Source organism: Cellulosilyticum sp. I15G10I2 (assembly GCF_900095725.1).
GTDB lineage: Bacteria > Bacillota > Clostridia > Lachnospirales > Cellulosilyticaceae > FMMP01.
Window position 1 is genome coordinate 932,311 of record NZ_FMMP01000006.1, and the last position, 21,714, is coordinate 954,024.

At 33.7% G+C, this 21,714-nt stretch carries 20 protein-coding genes; 3 read left to right on the top strand and 17 right to left on the bottom strand.

The features are described from left to right. Window positions 1–111 precede the first annotated feature (111 nt). Window positions 112–345: an HPr family phosphocarrier protein gene (locus BN3326_RS04595; protein ID WP_069997919.1), complete on the top strand. Its 234-nt coding sequence runs from the start codon at window positions 112–114 to the stop codon at window positions 343–345. Between the two features lie 32 nt (window positions 346–377). Here the strand turns inward: BN3326_RS04595 and thiI are convergent, their stop codons facing one another. The 5 genes from thiI to prmA all read right to left on the bottom strand — a co-directional run bounded on the left by thiI (window position 378) and on the right by prmA (window position 4,903). After that, on the bottom strand, window positions 378–1,562 hold the full coding sequence (gene thiI / locus BN3326_RS04600) for a tRNA uracil 4-sulfurtransferase ThiI (RefSeq protein WP_069997920.1): 1,185 nt from the start codon (window positions 1,560–1,562) through the stop codon (window positions 378–380). Then, the gene (locus BN3326_RS04605) at window positions 1,559–2,731 is read right to left on the bottom strand and encodes a cysteine desulfurase family protein (RefSeq protein WP_069997921.1); all 1,173 of its coding nucleotides are present in this window, start codon (window positions 2,729–2,731) and stop codon (window positions 1,559–1,561) included. The genes thiI and BN3326_RS04605 overlap by 4 nt, the downstream gene beginning before the upstream one ends. 61 nt (window positions 2,732–2,792) lie before the next feature. Next, window positions 2,793–3,161: a response regulator gene (locus BN3326_RS04610; protein ID WP_069997922.1), complete on the bottom strand. Its 369-nt coding sequence runs from the start codon at window positions 3,159–3,161 to the stop codon at window positions 2,793–2,795. 2 nt (window positions 3,162–3,163) lie between these two features. Beyond that, a complete protein-coding gene (locus BN3326_RS04615) occupies window positions 3,164–3,904 on the bottom strand; it encodes an RsmE family RNA methyltransferase (RefSeq protein WP_069997923.1) in 741 nt (246 codons plus the stop codon). A 27-nt stretch (window positions 3,905–3,931) separates the two neighbouring features. Continuing rightward, window positions 3,932–4,903 (bottom strand): 50S ribosomal protein L11 methyltransferase, encoded by a 972-nt coding sequence (gene prmA / locus BN3326_RS04620; protein WP_069997924.1) that lies wholly within the window; start codon window positions 4,901–4,903, stop codon window positions 3,932–3,934. A 197-nt stretch (window positions 4,904–5,100) separates the two neighbouring features. Here prmA and BN3326_RS04625 point away from each other — a divergent pair, with 197 nt between their 5' ends. Next, a complete protein-coding gene (locus BN3326_RS04625; protein ID WP_069997925.1) occupies window positions 5,101–5,334 on the top strand; it encodes a hypothetical protein in 234 nt (77 codons plus the stop codon). A gap of 72 nt (window positions 5,335–5,406) precedes the next feature. Here the strand turns inward: BN3326_RS04625 and dnaJ are convergent, their stop codons facing one another. The 8 genes from dnaJ to gpr form a co-directional block, all read right to left on the bottom strand. Next, the gene (dnaJ, locus tag BN3326_RS04630) at window positions 5,407–6,537 is read right to left on the bottom strand and encodes a molecular chaperone DnaJ (protein ID WP_069997926.1); all 1,131 of its coding nucleotides are present in this window, start codon (window positions 6,535–6,537) and stop codon (window positions 5,407–5,409) included. A gap of 129 nt (window positions 6,538–6,666) precedes the next feature. Beyond that, window positions 6,667–8,505 (bottom strand): molecular chaperone DnaK, encoded by a 1,839-nt coding sequence (gene dnaK / locus BN3326_RS04635; RefSeq protein WP_069997927.1) that lies wholly within the window; start codon window positions 8,503–8,505, stop codon window positions 6,667–6,669. A gap of 20 nt (window positions 8,506–8,525) precedes the next feature. Next, the gene (gene grpE / locus BN3326_RS04640) at window positions 8,526–9,104 is read right to left on the bottom strand and encodes a nucleotide exchange factor GrpE (RefSeq protein ID WP_069997928.1); all 579 of its coding nucleotides are present in this window, start codon (window positions 9,102–9,104) and stop codon (window positions 8,526–8,528) included. Window positions 9,105–9,142: 38 nt separating this feature from the next. Next, entirely contained in the window at window positions 9,143–10,180 is a 1,038-nt protein-coding gene (hrcA, locus tag BN3326_RS04645) for a heat-inducible transcriptional repressor HrcA (RefSeq protein ID WP_069997929.1), read from the bottom strand. Window positions 10,181–10,292: 112 nt separating this feature from the next. Next, the gene (gene hemW / locus BN3326_RS04650; RefSeq protein WP_069997930.1) at window positions 10,293–11,423 is read right to left on the bottom strand and encodes a radical SAM family heme chaperone HemW; all 1,131 of its coding nucleotides are present in this window, start codon (window positions 11,421–11,423) and stop codon (window positions 10,293–10,295) included. 9 nt (window positions 11,424–11,432) lie between these two features. Then, on the bottom strand, window positions 11,433–13,244 hold the full coding sequence (lepA, locus tag BN3326_RS04655; RefSeq protein ID WP_069997931.1) for a translation elongation factor 4: 1,812 nt from the start codon (window positions 13,242–13,244) through the stop codon (window positions 11,433–11,435). Between the two features lie 80 nt (window positions 13,245–13,324). Continuing rightward, window positions 13,325–14,518, bottom strand: a complete 1,194-nt coding sequence (locus BN3326_RS04660) for a stage II sporulation protein P (RefSeq protein ID WP_069997932.1) — start codon at window positions 14,516–14,518, stop codon at window positions 13,325–13,327. Between the two features lie 67 nt (window positions 14,519–14,585). Further along, window positions 14,586–15,599 (bottom strand): GPR endopeptidase, encoded by a 1,014-nt coding sequence (gene gpr / locus BN3326_RS04665; protein ID WP_069997933.1) that lies wholly within the window; start codon window positions 15,597–15,599, stop codon window positions 14,586–14,588. 217 nt (window positions 15,600–15,816) lie between these two features. Between gpr and rpsT the strand changes: the two genes are divergently transcribed. Continuing rightward, window positions 15,817–16,080, top strand: a complete 264-nt coding sequence (rpsT, locus tag BN3326_RS04670) for a 30S ribosomal protein S20 (protein ID WP_069997934.1) — start codon at window positions 15,817–15,819, stop codon at window positions 16,078–16,080. 59 nt (window positions 16,081–16,139) lie between these two features. Here rpsT and holA read toward each other — a convergent pair whose 3' ends face one another. The 4 genes from holA to BN3326_RS04690 are packed head-to-tail and all read right to left on the bottom strand — an operon-like array spanning window position 16,140 to window position 21,705. Beyond that, window positions 16,140–17,111, bottom strand: a complete 972-nt coding sequence (gene holA / locus BN3326_RS04675; protein WP_069997935.1) for a DNA polymerase III subunit delta — start codon at window positions 17,109–17,111, stop codon at window positions 16,140–16,142. Window position 17,112: 1 nt separating this feature from the next. Beyond that, window positions 17,113–19,404 carry a DNA internalization-related competence protein ComEC/Rec2 gene (locus BN3326_RS04680; protein ID WP_069997936.1) on the bottom strand — a complete coding sequence of 764 codons (2,292 nt, stop codon included), beginning with the start codon at window positions 19,402–19,404 and terminating at the stop codon, window positions 17,113–17,115. Then, a complete protein-coding gene (locus tag BN3326_RS04685; RefSeq protein ID WP_069997937.1) occupies window positions 19,391–20,332 on the bottom strand; it encodes a GerMN domain-containing protein in 942 nt (313 codons plus the stop codon). Before BN3326_RS04685 ends, BN3326_RS04680 begins: the two co-directional genes overlap by 14 nt. Beyond that, window positions 20,329–21,705: a sensor histidine kinase gene (locus tag BN3326_RS04690; RefSeq protein ID WP_242875941.1), complete on the bottom strand. Its 1,377-nt coding sequence runs from the start codon at window positions 21,703–21,705 to the stop codon at window positions 20,329–20,331. The genes BN3326_RS04685 and BN3326_RS04690 overlap by 4 nt, the downstream gene beginning before the upstream one ends. Window positions 21,706–21,714 lie beyond the last annotated feature (9 nt).

Sequence of the window (21,714 nt, forward strand, 5' to 3'; positions counted from 1 at the left end):
ACAATCTTCATATCAAAATATATTATACAAGTAGCTTAAAAATATTTTCATGTATTTTTATCTAAATTTATCATATCATAATTAAATATAATGTTATTAGGAGGGCCGTACATGAAATCCATTACTATTTCACTTAATTCAATTGAAAAGGTAAAGCAATTTGTTAATCTTATAAATATTTATGATGGCGACTTTGATTTATCGTCTGGACGCTACATTATTGATGCCAAGTCTATTATGGGTATTTTCAGCTTGGATCTTAGCAAACCATTGCGTTTAGATATTTATAACGATAACTATGCAGATGAAATAATTTCAAAACTAAACGCATTTATTCACCAATAAACACCTATTTAAAAGCCCATCTCTATGGGCTTTTAAATAATTTGAATGATTTCCATCTGGCTTATGGCGCTTTCTATCATTTGTTCAAGCGTATCCTTTAGAATTTCTTCAGAGTTTTCAATAATATCTAAGCGCGGTTTTGTTTCTGGATGTTTAGGCACAAATATGGTACAGCAGTCTTCATAAGGTAAAATAGACGTCTCATACGTGTCTATTTTTTTAGAAATTTGAACAATCTCCTCTTTATCAAATCCGATCAAAGGACGAAATACCGGCATATTCACCACATGATCTGTCACAACTAAACTTTGTAAAGTTTGACTTGCAACCTGCCCAATGCTTTCTCCTGTTATAAGTGCCTTACTGTTATTCATCCTAGCGATCTTTTCAGCAATTCTCATCATAATTCTGCGCATAATGAGTGTCAACTGTATATGAGGGCATTTTTCATAAATGGTCATCTGTATTTCTGTAAAAGGCACTACATGTACTTTCATACTGCCTGTATACTGAGCGACTTTTTTAGCTAAATCAACAACCTTATCTTTTGCTCTTTCACTAGTATAGGGTGGACTGTGAAAATAAACTGCATCAATTTCGACACCACGTTTTGCAACCATCCATCCCGCTACTGGGCTATCTATGCCACCAGATAAAAGAAGTGTCGCTTGTCCATTGGTGCCATAAGGCATGCCACCTGCCCCCTTATAAGTTGTAGCATAGACATATGCACTGCTACGTAGTTCTACCATGAGTAGTACATCTGGATGATGCACATCTACTTTTACCTTTCCTTGTAATTCAGTTAAAAGATATTCTCCTATTTGTGCACTAACTTCCATAGAATTAAGAGGAAAGCGCTTATCTGCTCTTCTTGTTTCTACTTTAAAAGTTATCGCTTGATTTGAACACTCTTTATTCATTTGGGCATAGGCAAGTCTTTTAATAGCCTCCATAGATACTTCTTCTTCTTTTAACCCATACGCTATTCCAACTATACCAAAAATACGGCTAAGTTTATCAATTACTGCGCGTTCATCAATCAAAGTATCTTCTATAGGTTCTACCATAATTCTGCCCTGCTCTTTTTTTGTAACAAAGTGACCTAGTTCTTTAAGATTCTTTTTTATATTATCCACTAATCTATTTTCAAATAAGTATCTATTCTTCCCTTTAATAGCTATCTCACCATATTTAACTAAAAAGACTTTTTTCATCGTTGTTTTCCTCCTAAGGTATATCTTCTAAGCAATGCAACTTGTTCTTTTAATACTTGAAGTGTATTGTCAAGATCTTCTTTAGTAATATCTAACCCAAAGGAAAACCTTATTGCATTATCAAAGTCATCTTTGTGATTACCAATCGCCATAAGGGCGTGGCTATGACTCTTTTTATTAGAAGCACAGGCAGAGCCTGATGAGACATAAATTCCATTGTGTTCTAAAGCATGCAGTAAAACCTCAGCACGTACATTTCTAAATCCAATATTTAAAATATGTGGAGCTCCCTGAGAAACAGATGGTCCATTAATAAATGTATCTGGTATATGTGCTAAAATTTCATTTGCTAAATAGGTTTTAGCATCAAGATATTCTGCGTTAATTTGTTTCTTATTCTCAGTAACATACTTGCAAGCCTCTAACATCCCTGCAATACCAGGTGTGTTTTCTGTGCCGGAACGCAAGTCCTTTTGCTGTCCGCCTCCATAAATAAGAGGATTTAGTCGAACTTGTTTGCTTTTATAGAGAAAACCAATACCTCTTGGACCATAAAATTTATGTGCACTTACTGATAATAAGTCAATCTTATCCTTTTTTACATGAATCGGTATTTTACTAAAAGACTGCACGGCATCCACATGAAAAAGTGTTTCTTTATGCTTTTGTTTAATCAGTGTACCAATCTGTTCCAGCGGCTGAACGGTTCCAATTTCATTATTAACATGCATAATGCTGACTAAAATAGTTTGCTCATCTATAGCTTCCTCTAAAGCTTCAAGGTCAATATAGCCTTCTTTACTAACTGGAATCATGCAGATTTCAAATCCTTGAGATTTTAAATACTTAAAAGGTTCAAGGACTGATGGATGCTCAATGGCTGTAGTAATAATTTTATTACCTCTTCTTCTATAAGCCAAACTTGTACCTATGATAGCCATATTATTACTTTCGGTACCTCCAGATGTATAGATCATTTCATCTTGTGCACAGCCTAGTACTTTAGCTAGAAATACACTCGCATTTTTAATAATAGTTTCCGCTTCAATCCCTTTTTTATGCAAAGAAGAAGGATTCCCATAGATATTTATCATAATATCTGCAACCGCATCTGCTACCTGCTTAAGCGGCTTTGTTGTTGATGCATTATCTAAATAGATTTCTTTCATAACCTTTTCCTCTTTCATTTATCACTTACATAAAAAATGAGGGTATCTTCCCCTCATTTTTTTATCTATTCATGACATTATAAATAGCTTGCAAAACACGAGTTTTTTCAAAGGGTTTAACTACAAAGTCTCTGGCACCTCTTTTAATAGCTTCTACAACTTTAGAATGCTGCCCCATAGCCGAACACATAATTATTTTTGTATCTGGGCTTACCTGCAATATTTTCTCTATGGCTTCAATACCATCCATCTCTGGCATTGTAATATCTAATGTAACAATATCAGGCTTTAGTTCTTCTGCCATTTCAATAGCTTGAACACCATTTCCTGCCTCGCCGATTACTTTAAAACCTGCTTCTGTAAGCATCTTTTTAAGTACGGTTCTCATAAATATTGCATCGTCTACTACTAGAAAAGTTACATCATTCATCGTCAACTACCACCCATTTCATACATAATATTAGCAAGAACAACAAGTCCTGCTGTTTCGCTGCGCAGTATACGTTTGCCTAGTGTAACGGGCAAAATATTTTTGCATTTAGCAAATTCAATTTCTTCTTCTGTAAATCCACCTTCCGGACCAATAAACACACCTATAGATTGATAATTAGAGGCTCTTAAAAAAGCCTTAATATGATGAGCATGCTCATTCTCAAAAGGTATACATGAAACTTCATACTGATCTCTGGCATAGAGTATAGCTTCTTTAAACAAAATAGGTTTTAAAACTTCTGGGACAATACCTCTTTTACTTTGTTTCGCCGCACTTTCAGCTATCTTATTCCATCTATCTAATTTATTCTTAATCTTAGTATCAGATTCCATTTTCACAATACATCGTTCTGTACATATAGGAATAATTTTAGTAACACCAATTTCTACACTTTTTTGAATCACAAACTCCATTTTTTCACCTTTTACAAGGGATTGAAATAAAATCGTTTCTACTGCTGGTTCTGTTTCACATAATAAAACATGCTTAATTTTAGCATATATGACATCCGTATCCATTTTTTTTATTATACACTGATAATCCTTACCTTGTCTATCATTAATTAAAATTTCTTTGCCTTCAGTTAATCTGAGTACATTTTTAATATGTTTTACATCTGTTCCTGTAATTAAAATATAATCTTGATCAATTGCTCCATGATCCACAAAAAATTTTGCCATAATAAATACCTTTTCTTAAGTGATATTTTATTTTAAGTGTGCTGTAATCGCAACCCAATCATTTTTTTCCGTTATTTCATCAATCTCAAAGCCACTCTCTTGTAAGGCTTCCTCAACTTCTTTTGATCTTTCACCTATAACACCAGAAGCTATCAGAATGCCCTGTGGTTTTAAAAATTTTCCAAATATATCTTTCATAAACAAAATAACATCAGCGACAATATTAGCAACAACAATATCATACCCTTCTGAACTAATCGCCTCAGCTAAGTCGTTATTTTCTATGACATTACCGCAATATGTTTTAAAAGTATTAGAAGAAATATTATTTTTCTTAAAATTATCCTCTGCTATATTCACAGAATTTTGATCAATATCAACTGCCGTCACTTCTTTTGCCCCGAGTAAAACTGCAGCTACAGAAAGAATCCCGCTACCGCATCCCATATCTAATACCCTACAATCTTGTGTAATAGATTTCTCAAGTTGACAAATACAGAGCTGAGTAGTATAGTGCTGTCCTGTTCCAAAGCTAGAATTAGGATCAATCTCTAAAATCATGCGATTAGTTTGTCCTTTATATTCTTCCCAAGAAGGTTTAATTACAAATTTTTCACCTACTTCGAAAGGTTTAAAATACTGTTTCCAATTATTAGCCCAATCTTCCTCATTTACATTGCCGAGTTCTAAAGTTAATTCCCCATAATTCTGTTCGGTATCTGAAGCTTTTAGTCTGGCTAGTATGTTCTTAAGCTCAACAAATGTCTCATTACCCTGCATATTATCTGCAAAATAGACCGTAATACTTGTTTCGCTATCCTTTAATTTTTCAACTTCCTCGTCCATATAATCCCACTCAGTTCCCCAACCTTTTAAAAATTCATCAAAATCATCAGGGTCTTGCACAACAAATCCTGTTACGCCTAATTGTAATAATACGCCTGTTATAATCTCAAGTCCTTGCTTTGAAGTATATATTGTAACCTCTAACCAGTTCATTGCTTCATCTCCATATTCAAATTTATTTAAATTATATGACACCCCGTACATTTATTCAAGCACTTAGTAGATTTATCTAAACAACTTATAATTAATAAACTATTATATCTTTTTTTAAAATAATATTTTAATTTCTTACTAAATAGTATATGATAAATAGGGATATTTAGAAAATTTAATTAAGGAGGTGTTTTAAGATGAATCCAATGTACTCAGCATTATACTCTGCTATACAATTTATTCCTCTTCTTGAAATTGTGCTTAGGGTTATCCTTTATATAGCCGTTATTTATATTCTTTTTGGTCCGCTGCGTAAACTAGTTAAGGCTGCCACTGTTCATTTAGAATCCCAAAAATCAACTTTTGATGAGGCTATTATCACTACTGAAGTTGTATCTGACCCAATCGAAGAACGTACTACTGAAGAATAATGTTTTCATTCACTAAAAAACTTCCCTTTAAACATACAGTATTAAAAAGGAAGTTTTTTTATTTGAAACTTTTTATTTTTTCTTAAATATATTTTGCCAACCTTTTTTAGATTCTTCTGTTTGGTCACCTGTCTCGTTTTCAAAATCTCTAATGATATTCTTTTGCTTATCGGTTAAATTCTTTGGCACAACGATGTAAACTTCTACGTACTGATCACCACGGTATTTCTTATTACGTATATTAGGAATACCTTTGCTTTGAAGTCTGAAGGTTGTAGATGTCTGTGTGCCGGCTTGTATTGAAAATTTGACATTACCATCCAAAGTAGGAATAGATAATTCTGCCCCAAGTGCTGCTTGTGCAAAACTAATTGGCATACGCATGTATACATCATTTCCTTTTCTTTCCAGAACCTCATGCGGTTTGATGGAGATTGTAACAAGCAAGTCACCTGCTGGAGCCCCTACTTCCCCTATTTCTCCTTTACCAGACACCCTTAAGGTTTGACCATGGTCAATACCTGCTGGTATACTTATGGTTACTTTTTTCTGAACTCTTACTTTTCCTTGTCCATGACAAGTTGTACAAGGTTCTTTAATAATTTTGCCCTGACCATGACACGCATCACAAGTCTGAACGCTTTGCATAGCTCCTAAAATTGTTCGTTGCGTTACACGTATCTGCCCTGTTCCACCACACTTACTGCAATGAACAGCACTTGTACCCGGTTTAGCTTTGCTTCCATGGCAAGTCGCACATGTTTCAGAGGTATTAACAGTAATTTCTTTCTCACATCCAAAAGCAGCTTCTTCAAATGCAATTTGAATAGTCTGTCTGATATCAGCCCCAGGCATAGGTCCGCTTGGTCTTCTGCGTCCTCCCCCACCAAATATGTCTCCAAATACACTTCCAAATATATCATTCATATCAAAATCTGTATCAAACCCACCTGAGAAACCGCCACCACCAGCTGTTTGATCAAAAGCGCTATGTCCATATCTATCATAAGCAGCTCTTTTTTGCTCATCACTTAATACTTCATAAGCCTCTGTTGCCTCTTTAAATTTTGATTCAGCCTCTTTGTTATCAGGATTTGCATCCGGATGATATTTTTTAGCAACTTTTCTATAAGCTTTTTTTATATCAGTATCCTGAGCTCCTTTTGATACTCCCAGAATATCATAATAATCTCTTTTTTCCACACATTTCACCACCCAAATCAGATATTTTCAAAATCTCATCTCTATATATTACTACATATCAGTTTATTTTACAAAACATTAACACAGAAACAGTCAAAGAGCATTACTCTTTGACCGTTTTCTGCATTATTATTCTTCTTTAAAATCAGCATCAATTACATCATCATTAGGGGCACTGCCTGCTCCAGTGTTCATATCAGCGCCCTCTGCACCTGGAGCTGCCTGACTATAAAGTTTTTCTGATATCGCATAGAAAACGTTTGTGAGTTCCTCTTTTGCAGCTTTAAGTTCTGAAATATCAGCATCTGTCATTGTTTCAACAGTAAACTTACTATTAAGTTCTTTTAACTTATTCAGACTATCCTCTACCTTTGACTTATCCGCAGCATCAAGTTTATCTTCCATATCTTTCATCATTTTTTCAGTTTGGAAAACCATGCTGTCTGCTTCATTTTTAAGATCTATTGTTTCTTTACGTTTTTTATCTTCTTCTGCAAACTTTTCAGCTTCTTGTACTGCTTTATTGATTTCATCATCACTTAAGTTAGTGCTTGCTGTAATGGTAATGTGTTGTTCTTTACCAGTTCCTAAGTCTTTTGCAGATACTTTAACAATACCATTAGCATCAATATCAAAAGTTACTTCAATTTGTGGTACACCGCGCATTGCAGGCATAATCCCATCTAATTTAAAATTACCAAGTGTTTTATTATCTCTAGCCATTGGTCTCTCACCTTGAACAACATGAATATCAACAGCTGGTTGATTATCTGCGGCGGTTGAGAATACTTGACTTTTCTTTGTAGGAATTGTTGTGTTTCTTGGGATAAGAACTGTCGCTACCCCACCTAATGTTTCAATTCCAAGTGAAAGAGGTGTAACGTCAAGAAGTAAAATATCTCCAGCTCCTGCATCTCCTGCAAGTTTACCTCCTTGAATGGCTGCACCAATAGCAACACACTCATCTGGATTAATACCTTTAAAAGGTTCTTTTCCTGTCAAACGTTTTACAGCATCTTGAACAGCTGGTATACGTGTTGAGCCACCTACTAATAGGATTTTATCAAGTTCTGATGCGTTAAGTCCCGCATCATCTAATGCACGTCTTACTGGTCCCATTGTACGTTCTACGAGATCTGAAGTAAGCTCATCAAATTTAGCACGTGTAAGTGTAATATCTAAACTTTTTCCTTCACAAATAAAAGGAATTAAGATAGATGTACTTGTTTTTGAAGAAAGTTCTTTTTTAGCTGTTTCAGAAGCTTCTTTTAATCTTTGCATTGCAATTTTATCTGATGATAAATCATTGCCTTCCATTTTTTTGAATTCTTGCACTAAATAATCAATAACTTTTTGATCAAAATCGTCTCCACCTAAGCGATTGTCTCCGCTTGTTGCTAGAACTTCTATAACGCCATCACCTATATCAATAATGGAAACATCAAATGTTCCACCTCCAAGGTCGTATACCATAATTTTTTGCTCATGTTCATTATCAAGACCATATGCGAGTGCTGCTGCTGTAGGTTCATTAATAATACGTTTTACATCGAGACCTGCAATACGACCAGCATCTTTTGTAGCCTGACGCTGACTATCAGTAAAATAGGCAGGTACAGTGATAACTGCTTCTGTTACTGATTCTCCTAAATGACTTTCGGCATCTGCCTTTAATTTCTGAAGAATAATAGCAGATATTTCTTGTGGTGAAAGATCCTTACCATCAATACTTACTCTATAATTAGTTCCCATATGTCTTTTAATAGACATTACTGTTCTGTCATGATTAGTAATAGCTTGACGTTTAGCCACATCACCTACTAGACGTTCTCCACTTTTAGTAAAACCAACTACTGAAGGCGTTGTTCTGCCACCATCAGCATTTACAATAACAACAGGCTTACCACCCTCCATAACTGAAACACATGAATTTGTTGTACCTAAATCGATTCCTATAATTTTTCCCATGATTTTCATCCTCCTAACTATTAATTGGCAACTTTAACCATACTATGTCTAATTACTTTTTCTTTATATAAATACCCTTTCTGAAGCTCTTCTACTACTATATTTTCTCCATAATTTTCATCTTCGATATGCAAGATAGCATTGTGAAGATTAGGATCAAATACTTGATCTTTCGCTTCAATAGGTGTTACATTGATATTTTCAAGAAAACCAATGAATTGTTTATATATCATTGTAACGCCTTCATAAAAGGCTTTATCTTCTGATTCTACTTTGAGTGCTCTTTCGAAATTATCTATAATTGGAAGCAGTTCAACTACTGTTCCCCCTACTGCAAAGTCATAGGCATCTGCTTTTTCTTTTTGGCTGCGTTTTCTATAGTTATCAAATTCAGCCATTAATCTTTGAAGACGTTCTAAATACTCAGCTGCTTTATCATTTTCTTCTTGTGCCTGAGTTTTTGCTGCTTCCTCATTTTTAGCTGGTTCTTCTTGAGATACTTCATCCTCAATAATAGATTTATCGTTCTGATCTTGATTTACTGTTTCTTCATCAATAATCTCATTTTCATGATCTATTATATTTTTGTTATCCTCCATTTTTTCACCCTTTCTGCATAATGAATCACGTAACTTTTTTAAGAATCATCAAATTCATTAAGCATGTTTGTAATATGATTTGTAACATACTCTAAAACGGATACAACTTGACCATAGTCCATACGGGTAGGGCCAATAATCCCTATATTACCTAATGTATAGCCTCCAATAGTATAGCTTGTCGTGATAATACTACAATCTTTCATTGGTGTATATATATTTTCCTGGCCTATCCGAATAGTAGTTTTATTTTTCGGATTATGATCTAAAAGTTTTACAAGATGTAATTTTTCCTCAAAAAGTTTAAATATATCTCTAATTTTTTCTCTATCACTAAACTCTTGAAGATCTAGTATATTATTAACACCTCTTATGGAAATATTAGGTATATCTTCTTGTCTTAAAGTATCATAAATAACTTCTAATACACTGGCAGCTATATCACTATAATCTTTCAGCTTTTCTTCTATAGATATTCTAATTTTATGCAAGCTGATTTCTGTAAGCGTTGTACCCTTTAAACATTCATTTAAAATATTAGTTAACTGCATACAAAGATGAAAGTTTAATTCTTTAGGCGTTCTTATGATGTGATTCTTAACAATATTAGTATCTGTTACAATAACACATGCAACACTTTTATCGTCAATAGGAACAAGCTGTAAATGTTTAATCGTTGTTTGAGCAATAGGTGCTGCCGATGCAATAGTTGCATAATTTGTAAGCATAGCAATAAGTTTTGCTGTTTCTTCAACGAGCATATCAATTCGATTGATCTTTTGCTTAATCATTTCAGTAATAATACGCTCCACATCAGGATTAACATGTTTTCTTTCCATAAGCGTATCTACATATAATCTGTATCCTTTATCAGAAGGTATTCTGCCTGCGGAAGTGTGAGGCTGCATAATAAACCCTAAGTCTTCGAGGTCTGCCATCTCGTTTCTTATCGTAGCAGAACTAATCCCTAAATCATATTTTTTAGAAATTGTTCTGGAACCTACTGGATCACCCGTTTGTATATAATCACGAATGATTGCTTCAAGTATTCTTACTTTTCTTTCATTCATGTCCATAACATCACTTCCTTTTGCTTTGTTAGCACTCACTAAGCTTGAGTGCTAACTATAAAATAAAGATATCACTATTTTTAAAATCTGTCAATAACCTAATAAATAATTTTTATAATTATAAAAAAGAACTAAAAACCTCATTGCAGATGTCCATACCATAGTCCGATAAAAAGAGGTTATCCTTATTTTTTACAAGTATTTTAAGTTTTATCCACTTATTTATTTGGCTTTTATAAACATTAAATAGATCTGTTTTAAATGTTTTATTAAAATCAGTAATACTTATTCCTTCAGTCATTCGAAGTCCTAAAAACATAAACTCTTGCATGGCCACCTCTTGACTTATTACCTCTTGTTCTCGTTTAAGATACTGGATTTGTCCACTTGATTGAAGGTATTTTTCCATTTTGGTTTCATTATGATATCTAATGCCTTCAAAAAAAGAATGGGCTCCAAGTCCAATACCTATATAAGGCTCTCTTTTCCAATAAAGGATATTATGTTTACAAGCTTTTCTCGGCTTTGACCAGTTAGAGATTTCATACTGCATATAGCCGAGGCTCTTGAGATACGCTTTTGCATAATGGTACATTTTTCTATCAGTCTCTTCATCAATAAGCTCAAACTCTCCTTGTTGATACATTTCCCAAAATCTTGTTCCTTCTTCGATAATAAGTGCATAGAGAGATATATGGTCTAAATCATAAGAGGCTACTACTTCTAAGGTTTCTTGAAACTCTGCTAGCGTTTGCGTAGGCAGTGCAAACATAATATCTGAGTTTAGACTGCATGTTGTATTTTCTTTTAATAGCGAAATACTTTTGGCCCACTCTTCAAAGGTATGTCTGCGTCCAATGAGCTTAAGTAATCTATTATGCGTAGATTGTAGGCCTAAACTTATGCGATTAATAGGATATGCATTGATAATATGCATACAATCTGCTGTAATTGTGCCCGGATTAGCTTCTATTGTCCATTCTACATCAGTCTCTAGTATAAAGTGCTCAGTGATCGTAAGGCATATTTCATCCAATAAAAGGGGTGGAAGCATCATAGGTGTGCCGCCACCAATAAATATAGTCTTAATTGTATGCTTTTTATAAATAAGCTTAGCTTGATTTTTTATTTCTTCAATCAGTACCCTACAATAATCAGATTGTATTTCCGGTTTTGGAAAAGATAAAAAATCACAGTAATAACATTTCGAAATACAAAATGGTATATGAATATAAATGCCTATTTTCATAAACGCCCTCTATTCATCTAGCTTGAGTACACTCATAAATGCTTGTTGCGGTACTTCTACATTACCTACTTGACGCATACGCTTTTTACCTTCTTTTTGTTTCTCTAATAATTTTCTTTTACGTGAAATATCCCCACCATAACATTTGGCAAGTACATCTTTTCGCATTGCACTTATTGTTTCTCTTGCAACAACTTTATTGCCTATAGTGGCTTGAATAGGAATCTCAAACAGATGCCTTGGTATCTCTTTTTTTAGTTTTTCAGTAATCTTACGTCCTTTTTCTACTGACTTCTCTTCATGAACGATAAGCGAAAGCGCATCAACCATTTCTTTGTTTACCAAAATATCCAATTTAACAAGTTTTGACTGCGCATAACCTTTTAATTCATAGTCAAATGAAGCATAGCCTCTTGTCCTTGACTTAAGGGCATCAAAAAAGTCATAGATAATCTCATTGAGAGGGAGCTCATAGCTTAAAACAGTTCGTGTTGCTTCTAAATATTCCATACCTAAATAAGTCCCTCTTCGGTCTTGGCATAAATCCATAACTGCCCCAACATATTCTGATGGCACAATAACTTGTGCTTTTACCATAGGCTCTTCCATATATTTAATATGGGAAGGATCTGGAAGATTTGCAGGATTAGACAAGTTAATGACATCTCCATTTGTCTGATGCACTTTATAGATAACATTTGGTGCTGTAGTAACTAAATCAAGATTATATTCTCTCTCAAGTCTTTCCTGTATAATTTCCATATGCAGCAATCCTAAGAAACCACAACGAAACCCAAATCCAAGAGCAATTGAAGTTTCAGGTTCAAAAACAAGCGCTGCGTCATTAAGCTGTAATTTTTCAAGACTATCTCTAAGGTCACCATATTTCGCCCCATCTGCCGGGTATAAGCCGCAGTACACCATAGGATTAACTTTTTTATAACCTGGGAGCTGCTCACTTGCAGGGTTGTTTGCATCAGTTACTGTATCGCCTACACTTGTATCTTTTACATTTTTAATACTCGCAGTAATATAGCCTACTTCACCTGGAACTAAAATATCAGTAGGTCTAAATTGACCTGCGCCAAAGGTTCCTACTTCCACTACTTCGAATTCTGCTTTAGTTGCCATCATACGGATCTTCATACCCTTTTTAACGACCCCTTCTTTAACACGGCAAAAAACAATAACGCCCTTATATGGGTCATACAAGGAATCAAAGATAAGTGCTCTTAAAGGTGCTTCTTTATCACCTACAGGACATGGCACAAATTTAACAACCTGTTCAAGGACTTCTTCGATATTAAGCCCTGTTTTAGCCGATATAAGCGGTGCGTGGCTTGCATCAAGTCCAATAATATCCTCTATCTGTTGTTTAACAACTTCTGGATTAGCACTAGGTAAATCAATTTTATTAATAACAGGTATAACTTCAAGATCATGTTCAAGAGCAAGGTACACATTGGCAAGCGTCTGAGCTTCTATGCCTTGTGCAGCATCTACGACAAGTATAGCGCCTTCACAGGCTGCCAAACTCCTTGATACTTCATAATTAAAATCCACATGTCCTGGTGTATCTATTAAATTAAAAATGTACTCTTCTCCATCTTGAGCACGATAAACAAGCCTAACTGCTTGGGATTTAATCGTAATCCCTCTTTCTCTTTCTAAATCCATGTTATCAAGCACTTGTGCCTGCATTTCTCTTGAAGTAAGAGTTCCTGTCATCTGGATAATACGGTCAGCGAGGGTACTTTTACCATGATCAATGTGTGCAATAATGCAAAAATTCCTTATTTTTTGTTGTATTGAAAGAGACATATTGCCCCTCCTATTTCTTTTGTAATTTTAGTTTATTATATCATAGCAAACTTCATTATAGCATAGGCTTTATTTTTGTATCAATCTTTTTCAATGACTTTTGCAATAATATTAGCAAGTGGGATAGCTGCATTAAGTGCCTCTTGTCCTGTGTTAGTCTGAGCACCTATTTCAACAAGTAGTGAGAAAGGTCTCATATGTAAACTATACCGATATTCTTTAAAATAAACTTTCTTCATAAGATCTGGATAATATTTATAAGCCGTCTCTTGTGCTTGTAAGGAAAAAGCCAAATTTTCATCGAGATATGGGTTTTTGAGTTCTTTTTTCTTTACAATCTCTCCATCTATATTTCTATTCATACACAGTCCATTTACAAACATAATCTTAGCTGTATCTCTATTATCAACAGAAGTTAATAAATGAACATTTTCCGGAACCCCGTCTCTATGTATATCAATAGATATTTCGATGGAAGGATTATTTTCTAATATTTTTGATATGGTTTTTTCCATGATTTCATAAGCCCCTGTTGTGTTACCTGTCTGATCAGCATAAAATTCATTAGTAATATGCAGTGTCTCTATACCATAGTCTTTTTCGAATATTTGTTTTAATTTATTCCCTACATCAACAACAGAAATGCCATCTTTGTACATTTCCCTCGCATGGGTATGAAAAATAAGAACTTTAGGACCCTCACCCTTATCAGTAATCCGTAATTTTCGAGTCATTAAATCATAAAAATCCCATTGTTTTAGAAACTCCGTATTAAGTTCTAACTGTGCATCCCCTGTAATAAAATACTTTAAGAGATAATAAGGATCTTTATAATTTTCTTTAGATAACTCCATCTTTTTAATAGTTGGCAACTTGGGAGAATAGTTATTTTCATCTGAATAAATAAAGGATTCGTCTGTATTTTGAGCATCAAAGTAACCATTGATGTCGTGATTATCTACGCCTGTCAAGTATGTGTAATTCTTTAAATAAGGTATAGCATGTGTAATAAGTGTAAGCGGTTCGCCCCACATAATATTTATATAATCATATACATAGTTTTTTAGGAAGAAATGATTGTTAAAATTTCCTTTGAAATGAGGCAATGCCTTATTAACAATAAGTTGTGAGGTACTATGACTATATCTTACATCTATATTTTTAAAAGTATTTAACAAAGAAATCATGATAAATACATACAAGACAATCTTCTTAAAAAGACTGCCTTCTAAAGCATCTTTTAAGTTCCAATAAAGATTCTGTACATGCTTCAATGAGATCCCCCCATAAAATGTGTTTTTACTAGTCTATACCCTTGTCTTACTTTTTATGACTAACAACCTAATGAGTATACTTATTAATATCATCTATCGTTATACCTGGATGTACCGCTATATTAATACCATTTGCAATAATGTTAGTTAAATATTCTATCACCTCATCAATTTCCTTAGGCGTTACAAACAAATCTGCTATTTCTGGGAAAAGCGTCTCCTTAATAAGCTGGTATTTTTCTTGTTCACTTAATTCTTTGAGCATATCATATAATTCTGACCGCTCTGCTTGTTTTAACATATTATCAATAAGCTGGTTAAATGCATCTGTTACCAAAGTAGCGGTGTCTACAACTGTAGGTACCCCTATAGCTATTACCGGACAACCTACTGTTTCTTCATTAAGTTGTTTTCTAGGATTGCCTACACCCGCACCTGGTGAAATGCCTGTATTTGTAATCTGAATGGTAGAGTTAATCCTCGAAGTACTTCTTGCAGCTAGCGCGTCAATTGCAATAATACAATCAGGCTTAGTTTTTTCAGCTACACCACTAATAATTTCTGTTGTTTCGATACCGGTAAGTCCCATAACCCCTGGTGCAAAACTGCTTAGATGACAAACTGATTCATCTATCTTTTCTGGCATTTTCATACTTAAATGCCTTGTTACAAGCACCTTGTTCGTTACCTTCGGTCCAAGCGTATCGGGGGTTGCAAAACGATTTCCAAGACCAATTACAAGAATGTCCATATCTTTTTTTTCTTTATTTGGTAATAAAGATGTAATAGCTTGAGACAATAAATCAATCACTTCTTTATGTGTTTCAGGATCATTCTCCTTCATATTAGTGCACTCAATAGTAATATACTCACCTCGCGGCTTTCCCATGTTTTTTTCGCCAAGCGCATTTTTAATGCCTACACGAGTCACTCTAATATCATGGGCTTCAATATATTCTTCATCAATCGCTACACCCGGAATTTCATAATCCTCACTCTTGCTTAATTTTAATGTATTACTTATCTCAACTGCCAGATCTGTTCTTGGAGACCAATTGTCAAAACTTGTATTACCTGCCATACGCTCACTCCTTAAAATAATAGATAAACCATTGCCAATCAATGCATAAAGTTAAGTGAAACCTGTAACTAACTTACTCATATACTATGTATCTTTACCATTATTTTTATGCATATACATTGACTTAATTCTAGGATTAGGGTATAATGAGCTTGTTTAAAACCGTTCATAATTCCCCTAAACCGTGTCCATAGAATATGAATGGAGGTGCCATACCATGGCAAATATTAAATCAGCAAAAAAACGTATTAAAGTTATTGCAACAAAAACAGCTCGTAATCGTTCAATTCGTTCAACGGTTAAAACTCAAATTAAAAAGGTGGTTGCTGCTGTAGATGCTAAAGATTTAGCTTCAGCACAAACTTCTTTAGTTGTTGCGGTAAAAGCTATTGATAAAGCTGCTGCAAAAGGTGTATACCATAAAAAAACGGCTGCAAGAAAAAAATCTACACTTGCTACATTAGTTAATTCAATCGCTTAAATATTAAATATTGCAAAACAAAAAGACCTTGAGGGGTCTTTTTGTTTTATAGATACTCATTATGCATTTAAACACTCTATCATCAATACTTCTACTCTTCCTACACTATTCATTCTGCCATTTTTTATATCTTTATCTGTTTCTAAACACCGCCCTAATATTTCTTCAAGCTGCTTAAAACTATATAAATTAACTTGTTCTATTATCTCTTTAAGCGCAAAGTATGGGAGCTTCATACGCGAAGCAATTTCCTTTGGTGCCATATTATTTTTTAACAAATATTTAATTTGAAGCATAATGCGATATTGTCTAGCAATTAATACTAATATGCCTATTGGAGATTCTTTGCTTTGAATAAGTGTATGATAGATTTTAAATGCATCTTGTGCGTTACGATGAGCAATTCTTTTAACAAGCTCAAAGATTCTTTTTTCTAAAGAAAATACACAGACCTCCTCTATCATTTGCTTATTAATAGGCTTATCATCTGCATAAGCTATAAGTTTGTCAAATTCACCTATAATATAAGCTATATCTTCCGGCATATTGCGTAAAAAAAACAATAATGTCTGCTTATCAATACGCACTTTGTAGTGTTTTATTTTTTCTTCCAGTATTTTCAATACATACTCTTCTCCAGGATAATCAAACACGCATACCGTATATTTGGCTTTTATAGTCTTATAAAGCTTACTACGTTTATCTATTTCTTTTTCATCAATTATAAGTGTAAGATAGTCAGGCATTGATTGCATAAAGCTTTCAAACTTTTCTGTTTCTTCTTTTTTTCCAGTTTTAAAAAAACCGGATTCTTTTATATAAATCATTTTACGCTCTGCAAAAAAAGGTAATGTTTCTGCAATTTCTATCAGCTTCGAAACCACAATTTCTTTATCCTTTGCCTCGTAATAATTCATCATTTCATAGCCAGAGGTTAAAACCTTATTTTTCAATTCTATTATAAATTGGTTTTTAGACCAGGCATCTTCGCCTATAAGCAGGTAACACTGATCTAATTGTTTAGTTTGCATCTTACTCGCCCCCCCTTATCTGCGTACGTAATAAAAGTCTATCGCCATCTGTTTTAAGCTCAACAGCGCCACGTTGATCTGTTCTTAAAACTTCTGCTTGATACTTGCTAAGTGTATCTAAAGTGCTTTGATGAGGATGATTATATCTATTATTAATACCACAACTAATAATAGCATACCTAGGCTTTATTTTCAAAAGCGCATGCTCTGATGTTGAAGTTTTCGAACCATGATGCCCCACTTTTAAAACCGTAATTGCATTTAATACGCTGCACATTTCTTGTTCTTTAACTTGATCCATATCTCCTGTAAATAAGCCTGTAAACTGCTTATACTGTATAAGACAGCCTAAAGAATTATTATTATTATCTGCTGCTATCTGTTCTCCCTTTGGCGCTAAGCAAACTATGTCCACATTGTCGATAGTAAAAGCATCTAAATATCCCATTGGATAAACATTAATTTTTTTCTCTAAACAAATTTTTAATAGTTTACTCATTAAATACGATTCATCCAATTTAGAAACAAAGATATTGTTAATCTTTATATCTGTATCCAATAAATCAATAAGTCCACCTACATGATCCGCATCTGAATGAGATAAAATAAAAGCTGTAATTGTTTTTTTACCCTTATATTTTATATAGCGCTCTACCACTTTTCCTTTACCAAAATTCCCTGCATCTACTGCAATAACTTTACCATGTGGTGTAGTCATGACAATTGCATCTCCTTGCCCTACATATAAGTAGGCTATATCTAGTGTTTTCGGACGCACAAATTCATAAAGTGTGCTTGTTCCAATAAAGACTATAATAATATACAGGCATACTCTTTTTTTTATATATCCCATTATACAACCAAAAAGTACACACAGTAAACCATAGTAGATTAAGATACCAAGTAAACTTGGCTTGCCAATACATAGCGTCCCCAGTGGCATTTGGAGTGTCTTTTCACCTATAAATGCAATAGTGTCAAGTAAGACTATAATTATTTTAGCAATAAAAGCTGCACCAGTTAAAGTAATGATACTCATGCCTAAACTTATCCAAGAAAATATAATAATAACTGAGAATATAGGAACGAATATCAAGTTTAATAATCCACAAAAAAGTGGTATTTCATAAAAATGAACAGCTAAAATAGGTGCTATACTTAATGTGACACACAGCCACGGGACACATACATATAAAAATTTCAAATAACCTTGAGAAACATCTAACTCTAACTTTTTTATAATAATCTGGCTTATCAACAAACTCCCTACAGCTGCAAATGATAATTGAAAGCCAACTTGAGTAAGTTGAAATGGATTTATTAACAGAATAATGAGTGCAGCTAAAGCTAAATTAGTTATTTGATCAGCTTCTTCCCAAATACACTTTGAGATAATAATAAGTGTAGCCATAATACATGCTCTAATCGTCGAGGTGCTTGCACCTGTCAAATAGGCATATAGCCATATAATGCTGCCCATACTTATAAATTTAGATATATAGGGAATACCTAAATAACTTAATAATATATAGACAATACTCATTAGTAATGCAATATGAAATCCAGATATAGCAAGAACATGACCTATACCTGCCTTAGAATAAATCTGACGAATATCTTCAGAGATGTTTTCGTTATTTCCAGTGAGTAATGTTTGTATAATGCCTTGATCATTATTTTGAAATAGTTTTTCAATTTGCCTGTCTATCTGTGTCATGATAAACCGCATATTAAACCCGTTTGTATTAACTTTTTTAATTTCAACAGTTTTTAATGTTGCAGCAATACCTTGACTTATTAAGTATTTTTCATAATTCATGTCACTAGGATTCATCTTTAGCGTACGCGGCAAAACTTCGCCGTGTGCTCTCATCTTATCATTTGGGTTTATTTGAGAGTTCATAGGCACTATTAAATTGACTTTAGATTTAATAGCTTCATATTCATTTTGATACTTAACAGATACTTCTTCTAAAGTTAAGGTATCATTAAACTTCCCTTTTATTACTCTAGCAACTTTTCCTTCTAGTGTAACACTCTGGCCAACTTTTAAAATTTTTTGTTCTCTAATTACCGTATGCCCTATTGTCCATAAAAAGCCTGCAAATAATAATATAAAAAAAATTAAAATAATTTTATAATTATAACGAAGATAATGCATAAAAATCACAGCTATAATTACAATCAAAAAAAAGGGGAATAAATGTATCTGCTCTAAATACATTTGTCCCCCAAGCATCCCAGCTATAGACCAACTGATTGCTTCAACCATTGGTCTTTTAATCGTTTTCAATAAGCGCTTCCTTTCTCTCGAAAAACTCACTTAAATCTATATCTTTACTAAACTCTATTTCTTTTTTTCCATCAATCAAAAAGGCTACTTTTTGTATTTTAGGTAATTCAGTCAAAGCATTTACAATTGAATAAATCATAAGCGCCTTACTTTCAGGTGATGTAAAATGCTTGGATTTTACATCAAATGATAGGTCAACCTGACACACCCCTTCTTTTGTATTGACATCATTTACAATCGTTTCTTTAGGGATAGTGGGTAATAGCCCTTCTTGCTGAGGGCCTTTTATTAATTCATCAATAATATACCGTTCAAGAGGTACGTTGTTATTCACCTGTATATCTCTTTGTTCTTTAATGAGCCTTGGGTTTTCTAGGCTAGTAAAATATAATACGACAGGCTGAATCGTAGTAGGTGGATTAGGATTTAATACACTTAAAATAATGTCACTCCGTGTAATAGGACCTATAGGTTTGCTATTAATATTTAAAATAGGCCTGTCCTCTATAAAAAATTCAACACCATCTATAAAATTGAGCTCTGTCAGCGAATAAACTAAAGAGGCTCTTATTCCCATCTGCTCATTGGCACTTAGCGAGTCATACTTACCATCAAATAATACATAAGCTAAGCGATCATCTAAATTAACTTCTTTAATATGCATATCATTATTGTTTTGAAGTGTTGTTGATTGCGGCCCTCGGCTTAAAGCACTAATTACAAACTGAGTTTTATCCCGATTAGTTACTATTCCTTTTAAATCCACAGGTATATTCTCTGAAAACAAACTACCTTTAGTATAATCAGCAAAGTATATTGTTATCGTATCTTTCCCCTTGCCACTAGGACTGCTTTTGTTACATGCAGCAATAATTATAGGAAGCAGCAAGATGACTATAAATAGTCTTGGTATTGGACTTATTCTCATTTCACCACTCCTTCCCATGTGTGTCGCAGCGGCACTTGGATAATAAAAGTAGAGCCTTCTCCTTCTTCACTTTCTACCTGAATAGAACCATTATGCATAACTATTGTCTTATAAGTTATAGAAAGTCCAAGTCCCGTGCCGCCTGTTTCACGATTTCTTGTCTTATCTGTTCTATAAAACCTTTCAAATATCTTAGATTGCTCTTTTTTTGCAATGCCTATCCCAGTATCCTGAATAGTTATAAAAGCATCTTGTACATCACTTTGAATAATAACTTTAACTTCACCCCCGTTAGGTGTGTATTTGATAGCATTTTCAATTAAATTTGATAAAGCTAAGGTAAATTTTACTTCATCAATTTCTGCAGTAATATCTTTGTGACTCTCATAAATTAGCTTGATTTCTTTTTTCTTTGCGAGTGGGATAAGTCTTTTTAAAATATTCTGAGTCATTTCGTTTAAATCTACATTTGCAATATTCATTGGTATTTCTCTTTGATCTAATCGGACAAGTGTTAATAAATCTGAGATAATATTATTGAGTCGATCTACCTCGGAGTTAATATCTTGAAAAAACTCCTGATACATCTCAACAGGTACGTTATCTTGGAAAATAAGAGATTCGGTCAAAACTTTAATCGAAGACAGAGGCGTCTTTAATTCATGTGACACGTTTGATACAAATTCCTGTCTCGATTGCTCTACTCTTTGTAGCTGTTCTGCCATATGATTAAATGCATTTCCAAGCTCTGCTATTTCATCCTTACCTACTACATCTACTTTTTGATCAAGCTGTCCCGTTGTTATTTTTTGTACAAACTTCATTAATGTTTTTAAAGGCTTAGTAATAAAAGAAGAAGTAACAAAACTAATAAGTCCAGTAAATAAACTTGTAACTAATGATAATAAGTAAACCTGACTTTTCATTTTATCAAGAGAGGTATAAATATCCTGAATACTTGCTGATAAGATAACAACACCCAATACTCTATTTTTATCTTCTTTGTCCACTACAGATACAGCTGCAGTCATGATGGGTTGATCTAAGGATTTTTCTGCTTTATCTTTTTTATTAAGTGCTGAAAATACCTGACTGTTCATAATCGTCTTATTTAAAATAGTAGAACTTGAGTCAGCAACAACAAACCCGTGTTTATCAACCACTACGATTCTACAATTTAGATCTTTCTCGTGACTTCTATTCTTAACAAGTGAGGTTAGTAAATTATAATTATTATCATTTTTTAAATAGTTGGCTTCTTTTATCTGCACAGCCACCCCATTAGCTTTACTAAGCCACTCAAGCTCACTTTTGCCAATATAGTGCGTTTCCATTCTTCCTAGCAGCACTGTAGAAAAAAGTGTTAATGGCAAGTAACTAAT